General features: G+C 64.3%; 16 protein-coding genes. 8 read left to right on the top strand and 8 right to left on the bottom strand.

The window, feature by feature from the left end:
* Nucleotides 1–138 precede the first annotated feature (138 nt).
* From E4L98_RS24065 to E4L98_RS24090, 6 genes are all read left to right on the top strand, one after another.
* Nucleotides 139–1,035 (top strand): 2-dehydro-3-deoxygalactonokinase, encoded by an 897-nt coding sequence (locus E4L98_RS24065; RefSeq protein ID WP_135204065.1) that lies wholly within the window; start codon nucleotides 139–141, stop codon nucleotides 1,033–1,035.
* A 2-nt stretch (nucleotides 1,036–1,037) separates the two neighbouring features.
* Nucleotides 1,038–1,658: a 2-dehydro-3-deoxy-6-phosphogalactonate aldolase gene (locus tag E4L98_RS24070; protein ID WP_135204066.1), complete on the top strand. Its 621-nt coding sequence runs from the start codon at nucleotides 1,038–1,040 to the stop codon at nucleotides 1,656–1,658.
* Between the two features lie 31 nt (nucleotides 1,659–1,689).
* Nucleotides 1,690–2,571 (top strand): SMP-30/gluconolactonase/LRE family protein, encoded by an 882-nt coding sequence (locus E4L98_RS24075; protein ID WP_135204067.1) that lies wholly within the window; start codon nucleotides 1,690–1,692, stop codon nucleotides 2,569–2,571.
* Nucleotides 2,572–2,631: 60 nt separating this feature from the next.
* Nucleotides 2,632–3,051, top strand: a complete 420-nt coding sequence (locus E4L98_RS24080) for a DUF7684 family protein (protein WP_135204068.1) — start codon at nucleotides 2,632–2,634, stop codon at nucleotides 3,049–3,051.
* A 94-nt stretch (nucleotides 3,052–3,145) separates the two neighbouring features.
* Nucleotides 3,146–3,631, top strand: coding sequence for a hypothetical protein (locus E4L98_RS24085; protein WP_135204069.1), 486 nt, complete (start codon nucleotides 3,146–3,148; stop codon nucleotides 3,629–3,631).
* 11 nt (nucleotides 3,632–3,642) lie between these two features.
* Nucleotides 3,643–3,996: a hypothetical protein gene (locus tag E4L98_RS24090; protein WP_135204070.1), complete on the top strand. Its 354-nt coding sequence runs from the start codon at nucleotides 3,643–3,645 to the stop codon at nucleotides 3,994–3,996.
* A 68-nt stretch (nucleotides 3,997–4,064) separates the two neighbouring features.
* Here the strand turns inward: E4L98_RS24090 and groL are convergent, their stop codons facing one another.
* From groL to E4L98_RS24110, 4 genes are all read right to left on the bottom strand, one after another.
* Nucleotides 4,065–5,714, bottom strand: a complete 1,650-nt coding sequence (groL, locus tag E4L98_RS24095; RefSeq protein ID WP_135204071.1) for a chaperonin GroEL — start codon at nucleotides 5,712–5,714, stop codon at nucleotides 4,065–4,067.
* A 48-nt stretch (nucleotides 5,715–5,762) separates the two neighbouring features.
* Nucleotides 5,763–6,053: a co-chaperone GroES gene (gene groES / locus E4L98_RS24100; RefSeq protein ID WP_135204072.1), complete on the bottom strand. Its 291-nt coding sequence runs from the start codon at nucleotides 6,051–6,053 to the stop codon at nucleotides 5,763–5,765.
* Nucleotides 6,054–6,253: 200 nt separating this feature from the next.
* Nucleotides 6,254–7,378: a YdcF family protein gene (locus E4L98_RS24105; RefSeq protein ID WP_205746822.1), complete on the bottom strand. Its 1,125-nt coding sequence runs from the start codon at nucleotides 7,376–7,378 to the stop codon at nucleotides 6,254–6,256.
* 23 nt (nucleotides 7,379–7,401) lie between these two features.
* A complete protein-coding gene (locus tag E4L98_RS24110) occupies nucleotides 7,402–9,891 on the bottom strand; it encodes a TonB-dependent receptor (protein WP_135204074.1) in 2,490 nt (829 codons plus the stop codon).
* Nucleotides 9,892–10,071: 180 nt separating this feature from the next.
* On the opposite strand from E4L98_RS24110, the gene E4L98_RS24115 reads away from it, so the two are divergent.
* Both E4L98_RS24115 and E4L98_RS24120 read left to right on the top strand, forming a co-directional pair.
* Nucleotides 10,072–11,154 carry an ROK family protein gene (locus tag E4L98_RS24115; protein WP_205746823.1) on the top strand — a complete coding sequence of 361 codons (1,083 nt, stop codon included), beginning with the start codon at nucleotides 10,072–10,074 and terminating at the stop codon, nucleotides 11,152–11,154.
* 9 nt (nucleotides 11,155–11,163) lie between these two features.
* Complete coding sequence (locus E4L98_RS24120; RefSeq protein ID WP_135204076.1) at nucleotides 11,164–12,513, top strand: MFS transporter; 1,350 nt, start codon at nucleotides 11,164–11,166, stop codon at nucleotides 12,511–12,513.
* Between the two features lie 9 nt (nucleotides 12,514–12,522).
* On the opposite strand, the gene araH is transcribed toward E4L98_RS24120, so the two are convergent.
* From araH to E4L98_RS24140, 4 genes are all read right to left on the bottom strand, one after another.
* Nucleotides 12,523–13,506: an L-arabinose ABC transporter permease AraH gene (araH, locus tag E4L98_RS24125; RefSeq protein WP_135204077.1), complete on the bottom strand. Its 984-nt coding sequence runs from the start codon at nucleotides 13,504–13,506 to the stop codon at nucleotides 12,523–12,525.
* On the bottom strand, nucleotides 13,503–15,149 hold the full coding sequence (araG, locus tag E4L98_RS24130) for an L-arabinose ABC transporter ATP-binding protein AraG (RefSeq protein WP_135204078.1): 1,647 nt from the start codon (nucleotides 15,147–15,149) through the stop codon (nucleotides 13,503–13,505). The genes araH and araG overlap by 4 nt, the downstream gene beginning before the upstream one ends.
* A gap of 2 nt (nucleotides 15,150–15,151) precedes the next feature.
* A complete protein-coding gene (locus tag E4L98_RS24135) occupies nucleotides 15,152–16,123 on the bottom strand; it encodes an arabinose ABC transporter substrate-binding protein (RefSeq protein ID WP_135204079.1) in 972 nt (323 codons plus the stop codon).
* Nucleotides 16,124–16,154: 31 nt separating this feature from the next.
* Nucleotides 16,155–18,644, bottom strand: a 2,490-nt coding sequence (locus E4L98_RS24140; protein WP_135204080.1) for a beta-galactosidase, incomplete at its 5' end; no start/stop codon positions are given.

An 18,644-nucleotide genomic window follows, 5' to 3' on the forward strand; every position in this document is an offset into this window, starting at 1 on the left:
ACCCGGGTTTTATTGTTGAAACGGTATGGGATTGTGGTGTTCCTATACTATTTTGATATTAATTGGACGAGATAATTCATTGGCTGTTGAAGTGGCTTTTGCTTACCATCGTTGCAGCTTCAGCAAAGGAACCGCCTAGTGAACAAGCATATTTTGGGAGTGGATTGGGGCACCAGCAACCGGCGCGCCTATCTGGTGGATCAACACGGCGCCTGCCTGGCCGAGCATGACGATGACCAGGGCATGCTGGCCGTGGGCGGACGCGACCGGTTCGGCGCCTCGCTGGCCGGCGTGCTCGACGCCATGCAACTGGGCGCCGGGGTGCCGGTGATCCTGTCCGGCATGGTCGGCAGCGCCTCGGGCTGGCAGGAAGTGCCGTATCTGGACGCCGCGGTGCCGCTGGAGCAGTTGCCGCGGCACCTGGCCAGCGTCGCCGATCCGGCCTGGGCCGGCCGCGCGCGCATCGTGCCCGGCTATTGCTACCGCGGCGAGGCGGGCGCCGATGTCATGCGCGGCGAGGAGACGCAATTGCTGGGAGCGGTGGCGCTCGGCCACCGCGACGGCTGGCTGGTGCTACCCGGCACGCACAGCAAGTGGGTGCTGCTGCGCGATGGCGTGATCCAGTCGTTCGCCACCTTCATGACCGGCGAGCTGTTTGCCATGCTGTCGGCCGGCGGCACGCTGTCGGCCATGATGAGCGGCGACAGCAAGCAGGCGGAGGGCTTTGCTGCCGGTCTGAAGCAGGCGGCCCGCCATGAACCGTTGTCGAACACCTTGTTCCGCGTGCGCGCCGGCGTGGTGTCGAAGTCGGCCCCGGCCGAGCAGGCGGCGGCCACCGTCAGCGGCCTGCTGATCGGCGCCGAATTTGCCGCCGCCGCGCGCGCGGCCGAAGGGCAGGGCATCGCCGTGATCGGCTCGCCGGCGCTGGCCGCGCGCTATGCCGTCGCCGCCGGGTATTTCGGCTTGAAGTGCGAGGTGCTCGATCCGCATCGCGTGTATTGCACCGCGATTTCCCAATTCATTCAGCAGGCTTGATCATGACTATTTCCCATCCCGCTACACCGTTGGTCGCCATCCTGCGCGGCCTGAACCCCGCCGAGGCGGTCGATGTCGCCAAGGTGCTGCACCATGCCGGTTTCCGCGCGCTGGAAGTGCCGCTCAACCGTCCGGGCGCGCTGGAAGCGATCGCGCTGATCGACCAGCTGGCGCTGCCCGGCACGCTGCTGGGCGGCGGCACCATGCTCAACGTCGACCACGTCGATGCGGTGTTCGAAGCCGGCGGCCGCCTGCTGGTGTCGCCGAATTGCGTGCCGGCCGTGATCCGCCGCGCCGCCGACCTCGGCATGTATTGCGCGCCCGGCGTCGTCACCCCGACCGAAGCGTTTGCCGCGCTGGATGCCGGCGCGCACGCGCTGAAACTGTTCCCGGCCGAGCAGGTCGGCCACGGCGGCCTGAAGGCGCTGAAGAGTGTGCTGCCGTCCGGCACGCCGGTGTGGCCGGTGGGCGGCGTCACGCCGGACACCATGGCCGGCTGGGTCAAGGCGGGCGCGACCGGTTTCGGCATCGGCAGCAACCTGTACACGCCGGGCGTGACACTGGACGAGCTGGCCGAGCGCGCCGCCACTTTCGTCGGCACCTGGCGCACTTTGGCCGTATGATAGCGGCCGTCTGCAACCGGGGAATCTCAAGATGAATAAATATGACGTGCAATGCCTGTGGGAAGTGAACGCGCAGCTGGGCGAAGGCCCGCTGTGGGTGGCGGAACAAAACCGCCTGTACTTTGTCGATCTGAAGAACCAGACCCTGCACGCGCAGGATGTGGTGAGCGGCCAGCGCTGCAGCTGGGCGATGCCGGACTACATCTGCTGGCTGATCGCACGCCGCGACGGCGACGGCTTCATGGCCGGCCTGCGCGACGGCATCGCGCGCGTGTGGCTGGAACCGGAGCTGCGCATCGAATACCTGCACCGTCCGTTTGCCGACGGCAGCGGCCTGCGCATGAACGATGCCAAGGTCGACAGTGCCGGCCGCATCTGGGCCGGCTCCATGCACAACACCGATTACGCCCAGGCGGTGGGCAAGCTGTTCCGCCTGGACACCGATCACTCGCTGCACGTGGCCGACCAGGGCTACCACATCTGCAATGGCCCGACCTTCAGCCTGGACGGCGCGACCATGTACCACACCGACAGTTTCGAGGGCCGCACCTACGCCTATCCGCTGTCGGCCGATGGTCAGCTGGGCGAGCCGCGCGTCTGGCGCCAGTTCGGCGAGGGCGAAGGCTCGCCGGACGGCATGACGGTGGACAGCGAAGGCTGTGTCTGGATCGCGCAATGGGGCGGCGCGCGTGTCTGCCGCTATTCGCCGGCCGGCGAGCTGCTGGAGACCATCCCGGTGCCGGTGCGCAATCCCGCCTCCTGCACCTTCGGCGGCGACGATCTGAAAACCCTGTTCATCACCACCGCGCGCGAAGACAACACGCCGGAGCAACTGGCGGCCCATCCGCTGACCGGTGCCGTGTTCTCGGTGCGCGTCGACGTCCCTGGCCTGCCGGCCGCCCGTTTCGGCTGACTTGCCGATCCGGCCTGATCCGGCGAGAATGCGTGATTCAACGCATTCTCGTCCCCGATCATGTCCCATCTCAAATACCTGCATCTGACTCCCGACAGCGAATTACCCGCACTGGAAGGATTGCGTCAATTCAAAGCCATCATCATTGCCGAGGCCGAGGTCCACGAAACCATGATGTGGGACATCAGCCGCTGGCTGATCGCCGAAGGTTGCCAGTACGCGCTGGCCTGGGGCAAGGATGCCGAAGCGTGGCGCGAAGCGATCGACGATGCCGCGCTCGAAGCCGTCAATTACGAAGACATACCCGACGAGCAGAAAGTCCTGATCACCTCGCACGAGGATGACGACCTGGATGAAGTGTTCTGGTTCGCCCGGCACCGCGCCGCCCACCCCGCGCACGAGCTCCAGCAAACCCTGATCCTGCACATCGCCGATGCCCCGCGGCGCGAAGAAATTGAAGCGGAGTATCACGACGCCTGATCCGCTTTGATCCCGCGCAAACTTCGTCACTGAAAGCCGCCCGGGCGCGCAGCCGGGCGGTCTAAGATTTCTGCGTACCCTGAGGTCTGCAGAAATGAACACCAAGAAAATCTACTATTCGTGCTGCACCTGGTTGTGCTACGAAATCTGCCAGCGCTTCTATGGCGGTCTCCACTACGTCTGGTGCGCGCCGTACTTCGACCCCTCATCCCGGCTCAGCCTGCCGAACGCCATCCCGCCGACCGCCAGTCCGCGCGAAATCTACTGGAATCTCAAAAAGGAGGTCGATGCCGGCGACCTGCATTCCGCAAAGATCGAAAAGAATCGATTGGGAATTCGAGTAGGAGCAAAATCAAACTTCGATGCCGGATTGATTAATCATTACGAATACGATGAGATCATTGATTTTTCGATTCTGGCGCATTGCAGGGAATTTCGTCCGCTTTTGCTGGTCATACCAGTAGGACCTGTGTCAGGGTTATTGAAGCGAGTCGACGTACGAAACCGTGCGGGTTTGCTGTCCGAAGAATACGTCATCGAACGCCTGCCGCGCAGACTATTCGATGCGATCGAACTATGAAAGGATTTGCGATGAAGATCTTCAAAGCCATTGAATCTGCCCCCAGCGAAATTGCGATGAACGCGCTAGGCTATAGCGTACTGATGCTGGAGCAGTCGGAGCTGCCCAAGCACTGGAAACGGCAGATTTACTATGACTATCTTTTTCGTGGGCTGGAGCCGGAAGTCATTGCTCTCGGCCGCAAAATTCTGGCGGAAATAGAAGAAACGGAGCGGGCCGATCTTGATCATTTGCCTCAGCAGACACGCGATCGCTATACAGTTCTATTTGGCCGGATTGACCGAGAAATCTATGCCGCGAAAAAGAGCCACGACACCTCCGGCCTCACGGCTGCGTTGGCAGAGACCGGCGCTGCTTTGCCGTAGGTGGCGGAAATAGAAAAGCCAGCTCCCGAGGAAGCTGGCTCTTCTGGCAGCGAAGCTGACGCGGCGAATTACATCATGCCGTCCATGCCGCCCATGCCACCCATACCGCCCATGCCACCCATACCGCCGGCTGGCTTGTCTTCGACCACTTCAGCGATCATGCAGTCGGTGGTCAGCATCAGGCCGGCGATCGACGCGGCGTTTTGCAGCGCCGAACGGGTCACTTTGGCTGGGTCCAGCACGCCCATTTCCACCATGTCGCCGTAGGTGCCGTTCGAGGCGTTGTAGCCGAAGTTGCCTTCGCCTGCCAGCACCGCGTTCACCACCACCGACGATTCTTCGCCGGCGTTCTGCACGATCATGCGCAGAGGTTCTTCCATGGCGCGCAGCACGATCTTGATGCCGGCGTCCTGGTCGGCGTTGTCGCCCTTCAGCGACTTGATCTGGGCGCGGGCGCGCAGCAGGGCCACGCCGCCGCCTGGCACGATGCCTTCTTCCACTGCGGCGCGGGTAGCGTGCAGGGCGTCTTCGACACGGGCTTTCTTCTCCTTCATTTCGACTTCGGTGGCTGCGCCAACCTTGATCACTGCCACGCCGCCGGCCAGCTTGGCCACGCGCTCTTGCAGTTTTTCACGGTCGTAGTCCGAGGTCGCTTCTTCGATCTGCACGCGGATCTGCTTGACGCGCGCCTCGATCGCGGCAGCCTGGCCGGCGCCGTCGATGACGATGGTGTTTTCCTTGCCGACTTCGATACGCTTGGCTTGGCCCAGTTCTTCCAGGGTCACTTTTTCCAGGGTCAGGCCGACTTCTTCAGCAACAACCTGGCCGCCGGTCAGGATGGCGATGTCTTCCAGCATGGCTTTGCGACGGTCGCCGAAGCCTGGGGCTTTCACGGCCACGGTCTTCAGGATGCCGCGGATGTTGTTGACCACCAGGGTGGCCAGCGCTTCGCCTTCGATGTCTTCAGCGATGATCAGCAGTGGACGGCCCGACTTGGCGATCTGTTCCAGGATCGGCAGCAGGTCGCGGATGTTCGAGATTTTCTTGTCGCACAGCAGAACGAACGGGTTGTCCAGCGCGGCAACCTGCTTGTCCTGGTTGTTGATGAAGTACGGCGACAGGTAGCCGCGGTCGAACTGCATGCCTTCCACGATGTCCAGCTCGTCGTTCAGCGACTTGCCGTCTTCCACGGTGATCACGCCTTCCTTGCCGACCTTTTCCATCGCTTCAGCGATGCGGTCGCCGATCGACGAATCCGAGTTGGCCGAGATCGAGCCAACCTGGGCGATCTCTTTCGAGGTGGTGCATGGACGGGCGATGGCGGCGATCTGCTCGACGGTAGCGGCCACGGCCTTGTCGATGCCGCGCTTCAGGTCCATCGGGTTCATGCCGGCGGCCACGAACTTCATGCCTTCGCGCACCAGCGCCTGGGCCAGCACGGTTGCGGTGGTGGTGCCGTCACCGGCGTTGTCCGAGGTCTTGGAAGCGACTTCCTTGACCATCTGCGCGCCCATGTTCTGCAGCTTGTCTTTCAGTTCGACTTCCTTGGCGACCGAGACGCCGTCCTTGGTGACGGTCGGGGCGCCGAACGAACGCTCCAGCACCACGTTGCGGCCTTTCGGGCCCAGGGTGACTTTAACCGCGTTGGCCAGGATGTTGACGCCTTCAACCATTTTGGCGCGCGCTGCGTCGCCGAAGATTACTTCTTTAGCTGCCATGTTATTTACTCCTTGAGGGTGTTATGTCGGGATCGGTTCAGCCAGTGCTTACTGGGTGACGATCGCCATGATGTCTTCTTCGCGCATGACCAGCAGTTCCTGGCCGTCGATCTTGACGGTCTGGCCGGCGTATTTGCCGAACAGGACGCGGTCGCCTGCTTTGACATCCAGAGGACGGACCTTGCCGTCGTCCAGGATCTTGCCATTGCCAACCGCCAGTACCTCACCTTGATCCGGCTTCTCGGCAGCCGCATCAGGGATGATCAGGCCGGACGCAGTTTTGGTTTCCTGGTCGAGGCGTTTGACGATTACGCGATCGTTCAAAGGGCGAAGGTTCATACAAAACTCCTTAATTTTTTAACAATGGTACAGTATGTTGGTAGTTGGGCGAGCTGTTAGCACTCTTCCCTAACGAGTGCCAATTATAGGGACGACCTTGGGGCATTTCAAGGAGCACAAGCTTGTGAAACATCAAAAAGCGCGGAAATGATGCAGATATGACTACAGCCGGGCGGCTTGCGCCCGGCGGCGGGACGCGATCAGGGGTCCAGCGGGTCGGCCGGGTCGATGCGCAGCGATTTGGCGGATGGCCGGAAGGTCAGCTCGGTGGGCGACAGGCGCTTGCCGACCGCGCCGGGCGCATAGCCCAGCTCTTTCAGATTGCGCGCCGCGAACTCCGCGCTTTCGATATAGCTGCTCTGGCTGGTGTTGGTGATGATCAGCGTGTCGCGCTCCAGCGGTGCGCCCAGCGCCGCCAGTCGCCGCGTCACATTGCGCAGGTTGGTGGTGGTGTGCCGGGCGTAGGGCTCGATGATGATGGACTCGGCCGGTACGCCGTAGCGTTCGATCAGGGCGCGGCGCATTTCCACCGCCTCCACGAAGCGCGTGCCTTTCGGATGCACCGAGGCGCCGCTGAAGATGATGAACGGCGCCGCGCCTTCGGCAAAGCGTTTGGCCGCCATGCGCACATTGAGCTTGCCGCGCGCGCTCAGCGCCATGCCCGGCACTTCCGGCCCGATGCCCGGAATGATGATGGCCGTGTAGGGGAACAGCTTCCAGTCGATGATGCCGGCGCGGCCGAGCGCAGCACCGTTGTGGGTCATGTCGAGCGGCTCGAAGGCGACCGCGTCGTCGCGGTCGTTGGCGTCCAGCAGCGCCACGGCCAGCGGCAGGCTGGCGTCCAGCGCCAACGCCGGATCGTCGGCGCCGGCCCTGGCCAGCCACACCGCATCGGTCACGGTGGCATGGAAGCGCTGACTGCCGGCCGCATCGACCGGACCGTCGATCAGCGGATAGCGCGGGGCCGCCCCGAGGCCATACACCTGGATGATGCTGTTCAGGCCGCGCAGCTCGCGGCTGACCTGCGCCTTGACGCCGTCGTCGGCCAGCGCGGCTTTGCGCCAGGCGTTGGCGGGCGCCTTGGCGGCGGCCGCCGCCAGGTCGTCGATTTCCTTGTTGCTCCACAGGCCGGCGTTGAGCACGCAGGCTGGCGCTTCCTTGCAGGCGTCCATGCGGGCACGGCGTTCGGACAGGATGCCGACGGCGGCGTGCGCATTGCCCAGGTCGGTCAGCGCCGGGAACAGCTGGTTGGCGATCAGCGACCAATGCTGGTCGCGTACCGGCGCGGCGCCGCCCGGCAGCGAGGCGAGGAGGGACAGTGCCACTATCGTTTTCTTGATCATAGGATTTACCATGCTTTGCTTGCCACCAGTCGGAAGCTGCGGCCGAACACCGGACGGCCATAGATGGCCTCCTGGCTGCCTTGGCCGGCCAGCGTGTCGGTACGGGTATTGCCTTCGGTCAGACCCTTGGCGTTGGTCAGATTATCGCCGCTCAGCTGCACCTTCCAGTCGCCGTGGGTAACCGAGACGCCGGCGCCGATCGAATGATAGGCGGGCAGCGCGGTGGCCTGGAAGAAGTCGACATAGCGCTTGCCGGTGTAGGCATAGCTGCCGTACAGCTCGACCAGGTTGTTGCCGATGCTGAAGTTGTAGTTGGGACGCAGGTTGCCGAACACCTTGGGCTCGCGGATGATCTGGTTGCCCACCACCTTGGACGGATCGGCGCCCGTGGCGTTGACGAAATCGCGGTACTCGGGGTCCTGTACCGTCAGCGAACCATTGATGTAGAAGCGCTCTGTCAGATACATCGCGCCATCCAGCTCGGCGCCGCGCACGATGGCCTTGCCGAAGAAGGGCACGGTCTGGTCGTTGCGGCCGGTGGCCGGATTGAAAGCCACAAACGAGGCGTTGAGCGGATTGAACTGGGTGTAGAAACCGGTGACGTACAAATACGAGCGGCCCATGGTGGCCTTGAAGCCCGCTTCGAACTGGTTGGCCTTGGTCTTCAGCACCAGCGGATCGACCGACGCCGCCACCTGCATCGACGGCGGCACTTCCAGGTGCGAGGCGCGCGCATAGGCGCCCAGCTGTTTGGTGAAATCGTAGTTGGCGCCCAGCGTCCAGTTGACGGTGCTGACGTTGTACCTGTGCGCCTGCACGCCGCCGGTGAAGGCGCGGGTGGTGTCGTCGGCCAGCGTCCTGGCGTCGCCGAGGTTGACCTGGTTGGTCAGCAGTGCATAGCCGTCGTAGTGATAACGTTCGCGCCGCACGCCGCCATCGAGGCGCAGGCGGTCCGAGACTTCCCAGGTGTCGTTGAAGTAGAAGGCGCCCATGCGCGCGTCGACGTCGCCCTGGTTCAGCGTGGTGGTGTAGCGCAGTACGCCGTTGTCGGTGACCGAGCCCAGCACTGCGCCGGAGGCGGAATAGGCGATCAGGTCCAGCGTGCGCGGCTTGCCCTGTACTTCGATCAGCATGTCGTTGTAGACCGACTTGCTGGTCTGGCCGTAGCCGCTCAGGTAGACGCCGAGCTTGACGTCGTGGTTGCCCATGCCGGTCTCGAAGTTGCGGGTGACGTTGATGTCGGCCTGATTCGAATAGAAATCCGAACCGGCAGCGCGGTACTGCGCCTGCATCACCAGGCCGGACGCCGTGGCCGGATGGTAGACCTGCGCGCCGTTACTGCCGGCGATGGCGTAACCGAAATGATCGACCGCGCCGAACGCCGCCTTCGCCGCGCCCAGAAAACCGTTGGCAAATGTGGTGGCGTCGGCCGGGTTGGAGGTGGAATAGAACGCGTCGAAGTCCAGCGAACCCTTGGTGGCGCCGGCCTTGGCCGACAGCAGCCACTTGCCGATCTCGCCTTCGTAGCTGACGCCGAGATTGCCGAATTCCAGATGGCGGCCATTGGCCAGGTCGCGCGTATCGGTGACGAGATTGCCGCTGCCGTCGCGGTACTTCATCGGTACATTGCGCAGCGCCGGCGAATTCATGGTGCCGTCGAAATAATCGATGTATTTGTCCAGCGAGAGCGCGGGATTGCGCGGATCGGCAATCGGGATCGGCAGATAGAACGTGTTGTGGTCGTTGAGATAGTTGCCGCTGACGGTCAGGGTGCCGTTCTCCAGCACGCGCTTGATGTTGCCGCGGATCTGGCCGCCCTTGTCGTTGGGGAAGCCGTTGTCGCGGTGGCCGTCGTCCTGGCGGATGAAGCCGCCGATCGCGTAGAAAGTCTTGTCATCGATCTTGCCGGACTGGTAGAGGTCGAGCCGGGCCAGGCCGGTGGTGCCGAGCGTGACCTGGGCCTTGCCCCTGGTCTGGTCGGTGCCGGTGACGGTGCTGCTGTTGACGATGGCCGCCGCCTGGCTGGCGTAGATCGGCGCCGGACCGCCGCGCACCACTTCCACGGTTTTGGTCATCAGGTCATAGCGGTTCAGGCTGTCGCCACGGAAGAAGAAGCCGTTGATTTCGGTGAACAGCGGCAGGCCATCCTGCTGGAACAGGGCCAGGCCGTCGTCGGTCGGGATGCCGCGCACGCGGGTGATGTTCTGCACCTCGCCGCCAGTGGCTTCGACCTGGATGCCGGGCAGCTTGCCCAGCAGGTCCGCAATGTTCTGCGGCGCCAGTTTCTGCACCTCGTTCTGCGACAGCGCATTCACCGCGTACGACACGTCGAAGCGCCGCTGCGGACGGGCCGAGCCGGTCACCACCACGCTTTCCACCTCGCCGCTCTCGGCAACGGGTGCTGCCGGCGCGGCGGCTTGCTGGGCGAACGCCGGGCTGGCCACGGCGCACAATACGCCGATGGCGTGGGCGAGCGTCTGCTTTTTCGTACTCATCGATTTCTCCAGTGTGGATAAGGGTAAGCAACTGGCGGCGAGTATATGGCCGGGATTTGCGTATAATTATTTATTACTTGAAAAATAAATAGAATATGACAATTATGTGACAGGAATTGTCTATTTGATAGCGTTTGTATGAAAATTGCGCGATTAAAACTCTCTTCGGAAGAAAAACGTTTGTTGTGGCATTTGCGGACCAAGGGGCCGACGCCGCGTACCGAGCTATCGTTGGCGCTACAGGTCAGCAATTCCGCGCTGACCAAGCTGTCGCGCAACCTGATCAGTCTCGGGCTGGTGGAAGAACAGGCCTCGACCGATGCCGGCGGACGCGGACGGCCGATCGTGCCGCTGGCGATTTCGGCCAACGGCGGCTTCGCGGTGGGGGCGACGGTGCACAAGGGCGTGCTGGAAATCGCCCTGGTCGATTACGCCGGCGGCATCATCTCGCTGACCAGCGAGGAGGTGGGCGCGCCCGATCCACTGGCGTTTGCGCGCTTGCTGGAGCAGCGCATCACCGAACTGTCGGTCAGGCACAAGCTGCTGGGCGGACGCTTTCTCGGTGTCGGCGTCGGCTTGCCCGGACCGCCGCGCGGACGCGATGGCGACCGCTGGAACATCGTCAACGATCTGCCGGGCTGGCGCAATGTGCCGCTGCGCCAGATACTGGATGAGGCGCTCGGCCTGCCGACCATGCTGGAGAACGATGCCAACGTCTCCGCCTTGGCGGAGTACTACCTGAACGACACGGTACGCCGTTCCTCGACGGTGGTGGTGCTGCTGCTCGGCTATGGCATCGGTGCCGGCGTGATCGAGGATGGCCGCTTGCTGAAAGGGGAATTCGGCGGTTTCGGCGACATCGGCGGCCTGTATCCGATGGACCAGCCGCGTCCCACGACCATGGATCTCATGTCGGTGCTGCGCGCGGCGGGATGCGCCATCGAGTCGGTCGCCAACTTCGACGAAGTCACGGTCGGCCAAGAAGCGCTGATCGAGCATTGGCTGGAGCGCGCCGCCGGGCAGCTGGAGTCGGTGGTCAACAGCGCCATCTCGTGGTTCGATCCGGGCGAGATCATTTTTTCCAGTCCGCTGCCGGAATCGATCATGGTACGGCTGGCGGCGCGGTTGAACCGTGGCCAGCTGCGCTGGCCCGAGCACCGGCCGGCGTCGGACATTCGCGTGTCGCGGCTCGGCGGCAGTTCGATCGCGCTGGGCGCGGCGCTGCTGCCGATCCACGCGTCCACCGCGGTCGCGTTCTGGTAGCGCGTCGCCATGCCCCGTTATCTCCAGCTGCTGAAACAGGATCGCCATCTGATCGGTTATTCGACGGGGAATTTCGGTAAGAACCTGTTACTGGGCAGCATCGATGTCACGTTGCTGTTTCTGCTGACCGACCTGCTGGGCGTCCCCGCGCACAGGGTCAGCGTGTTGATGGCCGTAGTGTTCGTCGGCGACCTGTTGCTCGACCTGAGCGCCGGCCTGCTGGCGACGTGGGCCCTGAACCGGGGCATCGCCTATCGCCGCCTGATCGCGCTGGGGGCGCTGCCCTGCGCGCTGGCGTTTGCCCTGATCTACAGCCTGCCCTTGCTGGGACGGGCGAACCTGGCGGTGATCGCGGCGGCCGTGCTGTTTTTCCGCGCCGCTTACGCGGTGATCGACGTGCCGCATAACAGCCTGCTGGCGCGCGTGGCCAGCGACAGCCGCGCGCGCGGACGCGCTTCCGGCTACCGCACGGTGTTCAGTTCCGGCGCCAGCGTGGTGATCGCGACGGTGGTGGTGCCGTTTGTCGGCACGGCCGGCCAGCATGCCGAACCGGCGCTGCTGTCGAGAATGGCCATGACAGGCGGCTTGCTGTTCTGCGCGGCCATGTTGTTCGCCGCGTGGTCGTCGAGGGAAGAAGGCGCTGTCGCGCCGCGCAAGGTGCGCGCCGTGTTCCTGCCCCGGCTGGATCGGCTGTTTGCCGCCATGGCGGTCATCGCCGTGGTGACCGGTTTTGCCACGCCGATCTTCGGCAAGATGATGCTGTACATCGCCACCTACGCGCTGAACCGGCCCGCCTTTGCCGGCCAGGCCCTGTTCATGCTGACGCTGGGCCAGTTCGCCGGCGCGGGCCTGTGGATGTATCTGATTCGTTTCCACGACAAGACCCATTTGCTGGCGGCCAGTCATACACTCGGTGTCTTCGGCATACTGGTGTTTGCCATGGCCGGGCAGGACAGCTTGCTGTTGACGGTGGCGGTGGCGCTGACGGGCATCGGTTTTGGCGGCGTGTTCATGCTGCCGTGGGGAATACTGGCCGACGTCGTCGACTTCGCCGAATTCCGGCACCGCGAACGACGCGAGACCGCCACTTTCGCCACGGTGCTGGTGATACTGAAATCGGGCAGCGCGGCGTCATCGGCGGTGATCGGCTGGGGGCTGAGCCAGATCGGCTATGTCCCCGGTGTCGCGCAAGCCGAAGCCGTGGTGCACGGCATGAAGTTGCTGGCGTTCGGCGTGCCGACGCTGGGATCCCTGGCGGCGGTGGCGACGCTCAGGCATTTCGCCATCGGCCACCAGGAACATGCGCGCGTGCTGCGCGCGAACCGGACGCGCCGGCGGCGTCTGCCGGCCCAGGCCTGACGCTCGGCCTTAGCGACGTTCGCCGCGGGTTTTCAGCTGGTCGAGCAGCACCGCCAGCAGCAGGATCACACCGCGCATCAGGTACTGGTAGAAGGCGTCGACGTCCAGCAGGTTCATGACGTTTTCCACCGTGCCCATGATCAGTACCCCGATCAGGACACCGAAGATGCGCGCCTTGCCGCCCTGGAGCGAGACGCCGCCCAGCACGCAGGCCGAGATCACGTCCAGTTCAAAACCCTGGGCGGCATTCGGCTGGCCGCTGGTGATGCGCGACGCCAGGATCAGGCCCGCCATCGCGGTGACCACGCCCTGCAGCAGAAAGATCCACACCCGCAGACGCTCGACGCGCACGCCGGCCAGGCGCGCCGCTTCCGGGTTGCCGCCGATGGCCAGCGTGTTGCGGCCAAAGACGGTCTGGTTCAGCAGGATGCCGAACACGATGAAGCAGCAGCCGGCCACCAGCACCGGCAGCGGCAGGCCGAACAGGCGGCTGTCGCCGAAGTCGATGAAGCTGTCGTCGTTGATGCCGACCGCCTGGCCCTTGGAGACGATGAAGGCGAGGCCGCGCACCATCAGCATGGTGGCCAGGGTGGCGATCAGGGCGTTCACGCGCAGGTAGGCGATCAGCACGCCGTTCAGCGCGCCGATCAGGGCACCGGCGCCCAGGCCGGCGCCGACGGCCACCAGCACGCTGCCGCTCTGTTCCAGCACGATGGCGCCCAGCACGCCGGCGAAGGCGATGGTCGAGCCGACCGACAGGTCGAAGTCGCGCGAGGCCAGGCACAGCATCATGGTGCAGGCGACCATGCCGATCTGCGCCACCGACAGCATCAGGCCGACGACGTTGGTCACGGAGAAGAAGTTCTCCACCGTGGCCGACAGGATGGCGAACAGCACCAAGTAAGCCAGCGGCATGCTGTATTCAGACAGCCATTGACGCGATACCAGCGGCGCCGCCGGCGCGGCCGAAGGATTCAGTTGTGAGGCGCTCATGCGATGCTCCGTGTAGGTTGGGCTGGTGGTTCTGTGTTGGTGGCCGCTGACGGAGCAGGCGGCGCGCCAGCGGTTCGCGTGCCCACGGCAACGGGCGGCGAAGTCACGGCCGCTGTGGCGGGCGCGATGCCGGCAGTGGGCGCAGGCACGGCAGCATCGGGCAGGGCGAGGCGCAGCACTTCCGTTTCGGTGGCCTGCGCGCGCGGCAGTTCGCCGCAGATTGTCCCTTCGCGCATGACGATCACCCGGTCCGAGATGCCCAGCACTTCCGGCAGCTCGCTGGAAATCACGATCACGCAGCAGCCGCGTTCCGCCACGTCATGGATGATGCGGTAGATGTCGTTCTTGGCGCCGACGTCGATGCCGCGCGTGGGCTCATCGAGTATCAGCACCTTCAGTCCCGGCTCCGCCAGCCAGCGCGCCAGGATCACCTTCTGCTGATTACCGCCCGAGAGCAGGCGGATTTCCTGCCGACGGTTGGGCGTCTTGATGCGCAGGCGGGCGATGAATTCGTCGGCCAGCGCCGCCTCGCGCTTGTGGCGCAGGAACACGCCGCCGCGCAGATCGTTGCGGCGCACGCTGATGTTGATGTTCTCCGCCACCGATGCCGTAGCCAGTATGCCTTGCTCCTTGCGGTCCTCGGGACACAGCACGATGCCGGCGGCAATCGCATCCGCCGGAGCGCCGGCGGGAACCGGCACGCCGTCCAGCAGCACGGTGCCGCCGCTGCGCGTATCGGCGTTGTACAGCAATCGCATCAACTCGCTGCGTCCGGCGCCGACCAGACCAAAGAAACCCAGCACCTCGCCGCCATGCACGACAAAGCTTTGCGGCCCTTTGACATGCTTGCCATTCAGACCTTGCACCTGCAGTCGCGCTTCGCGGCGTGGACGTTCGCGGTAATCGTAGATATCGGTCAGCTCGCGGCCCACCATGTCGCTGATCAGGCGTTCGCGCGGCACGTCGGCCATCACCTCGTGGGTGACGATCTTGCGGCCGTCGCGGAAGATGGTGCAGGCGTCGCACAGCTCATACAGTTCTTCGAGACGGTGCGAAATATAGATCAGCGTGCGGCCGTCGTCGCGCAGCTCTTTTACGAGGCGGAACAGGATTTCCGTTTCGCGGTGCGACAGCGAGGACGTGGGTTCGTCGAAGGCGATCACCTGCGCATCCTGCATGATCGCCTTGCAGATCTCCACCATCTGCCGCTGCGCGATCGACAGGTCGGCCAGTTTGGCGGACGGCGACAGATCGACGCCAATCGCGGCCAGTTTCTCCGCCACGATGCGGTGCGCTTTCTGCTTGTCCAGGAAGCCGAAGCGGGTCGGCATGCGGCCCAGCAGCACGTTTTCCGCCACGGTCAGCTCGGGCACATACTGCAGTTCCTGGTGAATGATGGCGATGCCGGCGGCGATGGCTTCCTTGGAACTGTGGAAATGACGCTCCCTGCCATCGACCAGCAACCGCCCGCCATCCGGCTTGTATTGGCCGCCAAGAATTTTCAGCAGCGTCGATTTGCCGGCCCCATTCTCGCCCAGCAGGCCGTGCACCTGGCCGGCGTGGGCAGAAAAGCTCACGCCGTTCAGCGCCTTCACGCCGGGGAAGAATTTGCAGACCTGGTCGAACTCCAGATATGCGGCCATGATCACTGGCCCATCGCTTTGCGGACCTCGGCCTGATTGGCGCGGGTCATCAACATCCCTTTGGTGAGGACTTCAGCCGGCGGTGTGGCTTTGCCGGTGATCCAGTTGTACAGATTGACGGAAGTCTGGTAGCCGTGTTCCTTCGCGCTGATCATCACGGTGCCGAAGAAGCCGGTCGGCTGGGGTTTGTTCAGTTCATTTTCGGCTGCCTTGGCGCCGCCGATGCCGATGCCGATCATGCTGTCGGCCTTGATGCCGCGTCCCTCGGCGGCGCGCACGGCGCCCAGTACCGCTTCGTCGTTGAGGCCAACCGCCACCCAGTGTTTGAACCTGGCGTTCTTGGTCAGCGCGATATTGGCGGCGTTGAAGGCATTTTCAGTATCGGTCTTGGCTTGCGGCGCATCGATGATGTTCGCGGCCGGGAAGCCGCCGGCCTTCAGCGCATCGATCGCGCCGGTGGTGCGTTCCTTACCGGTCGGCAGCTGGTCGTAGGCGACGCGGATCGCGCCCACTTCCGCCATATTCCATTTACGCGCCTTGATTTCGGCGATGATGCCTTCGCCGACCTGCTTGCCGATCTGGTAGCCCGAAATGCCCATGTGCGGGATGGACTCGATCGGTTTGCCGCTGCCGTCCAGCAGACGGTCATCGACTGAAACCACTTTCAGGTTGTTGCGTTTGGCGGCGCGCTCGATCGCCTTGCCCAGTTTGACGTCCGGCGCGCAGATGACGAAACCTTGCGCCTTCTGCGCCGCCAGATTGTCGATGGCGGCCATGGTCTTTTCGCCGTTGGGGATGCCGATCTTCACCAGCGTGAAGCCTTTCTCCTTGGCGGCGACTTCCGCATAGCGCCATTCGTCCTGGAACCACGGCTCCTCCGCCTGCTTGACGAGGAAGCCGATTTTTACCGGATCAGCCGCATGTGCCAAGGCAGCGGCACACAGCGCCGCTGCTGCGATCAAAGTACGTTTCATTATGAGTCTCCATCATGGTATGCATGTTTTTTTATGGGGTGATACGTAATTGATACACTGGAATCAGGCTGACGCCGCGCACGGTAGCGATCTGCCGATTACCCTGAAAGTCGGGGCGCGCTTCTTTCGGCAGGTAGATGGGCGCATCGGCGCGCAACGGCAGCACGGACACGGTCAGCGGCTGGTCCAGCGATGCGGCCTGCTGTTTCAGGCCGAACTGCCATTGATAGCCGCTGTAGTACCAGTCGTCCAGCATGCGCGTGCCGGAATAAAGGCGGCCGATGTCGCCGACGAAGTCGATCTGCAGCAGGGCGTCGTCCAGGCCTTTCAGCTGCTCGCGCGGGACGTTGATCTGCCATGCGGCGGCGGCCTTGAAGTTTTCGGGCAGCGGCTGGATCGCCGCCTTGGCGGTGCCGCCGATGACGATGGGCGCCGCGTCCTGGGCATTGCGCGTCCGCGTGACGGAGGCTTGCAGCGTGTGCGCGGGCAGCGTGGCTTCAAAAACCTGGAACATGCCGTCGTTGCCTGCCGACTGCAGGGCGACCGTGGCTGTTACGGCGCCGCCGCCAGCGGCCGCGCCGCCAGGCTTGCCCTTCGTCTCCGCCGCGTGGGCTGCAATGGCGGTCCAGGCCGCGCCGGTGGTGGTGGCCTTCGGCGGAGTCGCCAACGCCGGGTAGACGGCGAAGCGGAACTTGTTGTCGCCGACCGAGCGCAGTTGCAGCGCGTTGCCATCGACATAGGCTTGTTCGCCGCTGAGCAGCAGGCGTTGCTGGCCGCCCAGCGTGACCACGCTCAGTTGCTGCGATTGTTCAGGCCTCAGCACCACGATGGTCAGCGGGCGCCTGCCATCGCGCTGCACGGTCAGTGCCGCGCCGCTGCCAGGCTGGATGCCGGTGACCAGCGTATGGCCATCGGCCGACGCGATCTGTGCGCCCGGACCGGCCACGCGTGCGCCGGCGTCGAACGACAGTTCGACCGGCACGCCGGCGCTGGCGGCGAACACCGCCACCACGCCAGCCTTGCCCTGATCCAGCATCGTCACCGGCTGGGCGGTGGCGTAGTGCAGATTGGTGCCGTCCAGATCCAGGTTCAGCGGCCAGATGAAATAGGCGCCATCGGCAATGTCCACCGGTTTGCTCGGCAAGGTGATGTTCTGGCCAGGCAGCCTGACGGCGAACTGGGTGGCCTTCTGCGCCGCCATCGGATACTGGCGCACGTGGTTGTTCACGAACAGGAAGCCACGCTCGCCCTCGCTGCGCACGGCAAAACGCGCGCTGGCCAGATCGTCCGGCTTGGCCGGCGAAACGGCCGGCTTACGCACGGTCATCGGTGCCAGGCGCGAACCGAAGGCGTGCACGAACAAATGATAAGGACGCAGCTTTTCCAGCACCTTGCGCTGCTGGCCGTCCGGGCCGAGCGGGGCCTGGAAGTCGTAGCTGATCATGGTGGTGTCGTTGTAGCCGCCGCTGAGGGTGCTTTCCTCCATGCCGCTGCCGCCGAGGCTCAGCGGATTGCGGCCGCCATGGAACATGTAGTAGCCCATCAGGTTGACGCCGGAGCCCAGCTGCACCGGCAGCATGGCGGCGATATCGTCGGCCGACACCACCGTGCGGCGGCGGTACATGAAGGGCAGGCCGGCGCCATATTCGGCGCCGAGGAATGGGGTGACTTCCTTGTCCGTCTCCGCCGTGCCGGGCGCGTGGGCGGCGGTCTGCGCACCCAGGTCGCCGCTGACGCGGGTGTCGAAACGGAACGCGTAGGTCTCTTTGGGCGGCAGTTCTTTGGTGCTGACGCCCCACGGCTCGTCGGGATAGCCGCCGAACACCGGCGTCACTTCGCCGCTCGGATAGATGGTGCCGTCCCAGCCGGTGACGGTGTAGTAGGGCACATCCATGCCCGCCTTCAGCGCCAGCTTTTTAAGCGCGGCGATGTGGGCCACGCCCTTGCCGGGACCATCGATGTTGTATTCGTTTTCCAGCTGGATGCCGATGACGTTGCCGCCATCCTTCCACAGCTGGCCTTTCAGCTGCGCGCCGATCTGCTGGTACAGGCGTTCGACGAACACCATGTACTGCGGATCGTTGGAGCGGGTGGGCATGGCGTTGACCACCCAGTCCGGGATGCCGCCGTAGCGCACTTCCGCGTGCGCCCACGGACCGACGCGCACCACCACGTCCAGCCCCGCCTTGCGCGCCAGCTGGATGAAGTGGCGCAGGTCGCGGTTGCCGGACCAGTCGAACCTGCCCTCGACTTCCTCGTGGTGGTTCCACATCACGTAGCTGGCGACGATGTCGATGCCGGCCGCCTTCATTTTGCGCAGCTCCGCTTCCCACATCGACGCCGGCGTGCGGCTGTAGTGGAATTCGCCCATCACCGGCAGCCACGGGGCGCCGTTGCGGGTCAGGTAGCGCGCGTTGGCGCCCAGCGTGTCGCCGTTGGGGGCGACAGCGGTGCCGAGGCGCAGCGCGGCGTTGAGGGGCGCCGGCGTCGGCGCGCTGGCATCGATGCTCAGCGTACCGGC

The organism is Duganella callida (assembly GCF_004614165.1).
Taxonomy (GTDB): Bacteria; Pseudomonadota; Gammaproteobacteria; order Burkholderiales; family Burkholderiaceae_D; genus Rugamonas; species Rugamonas callida.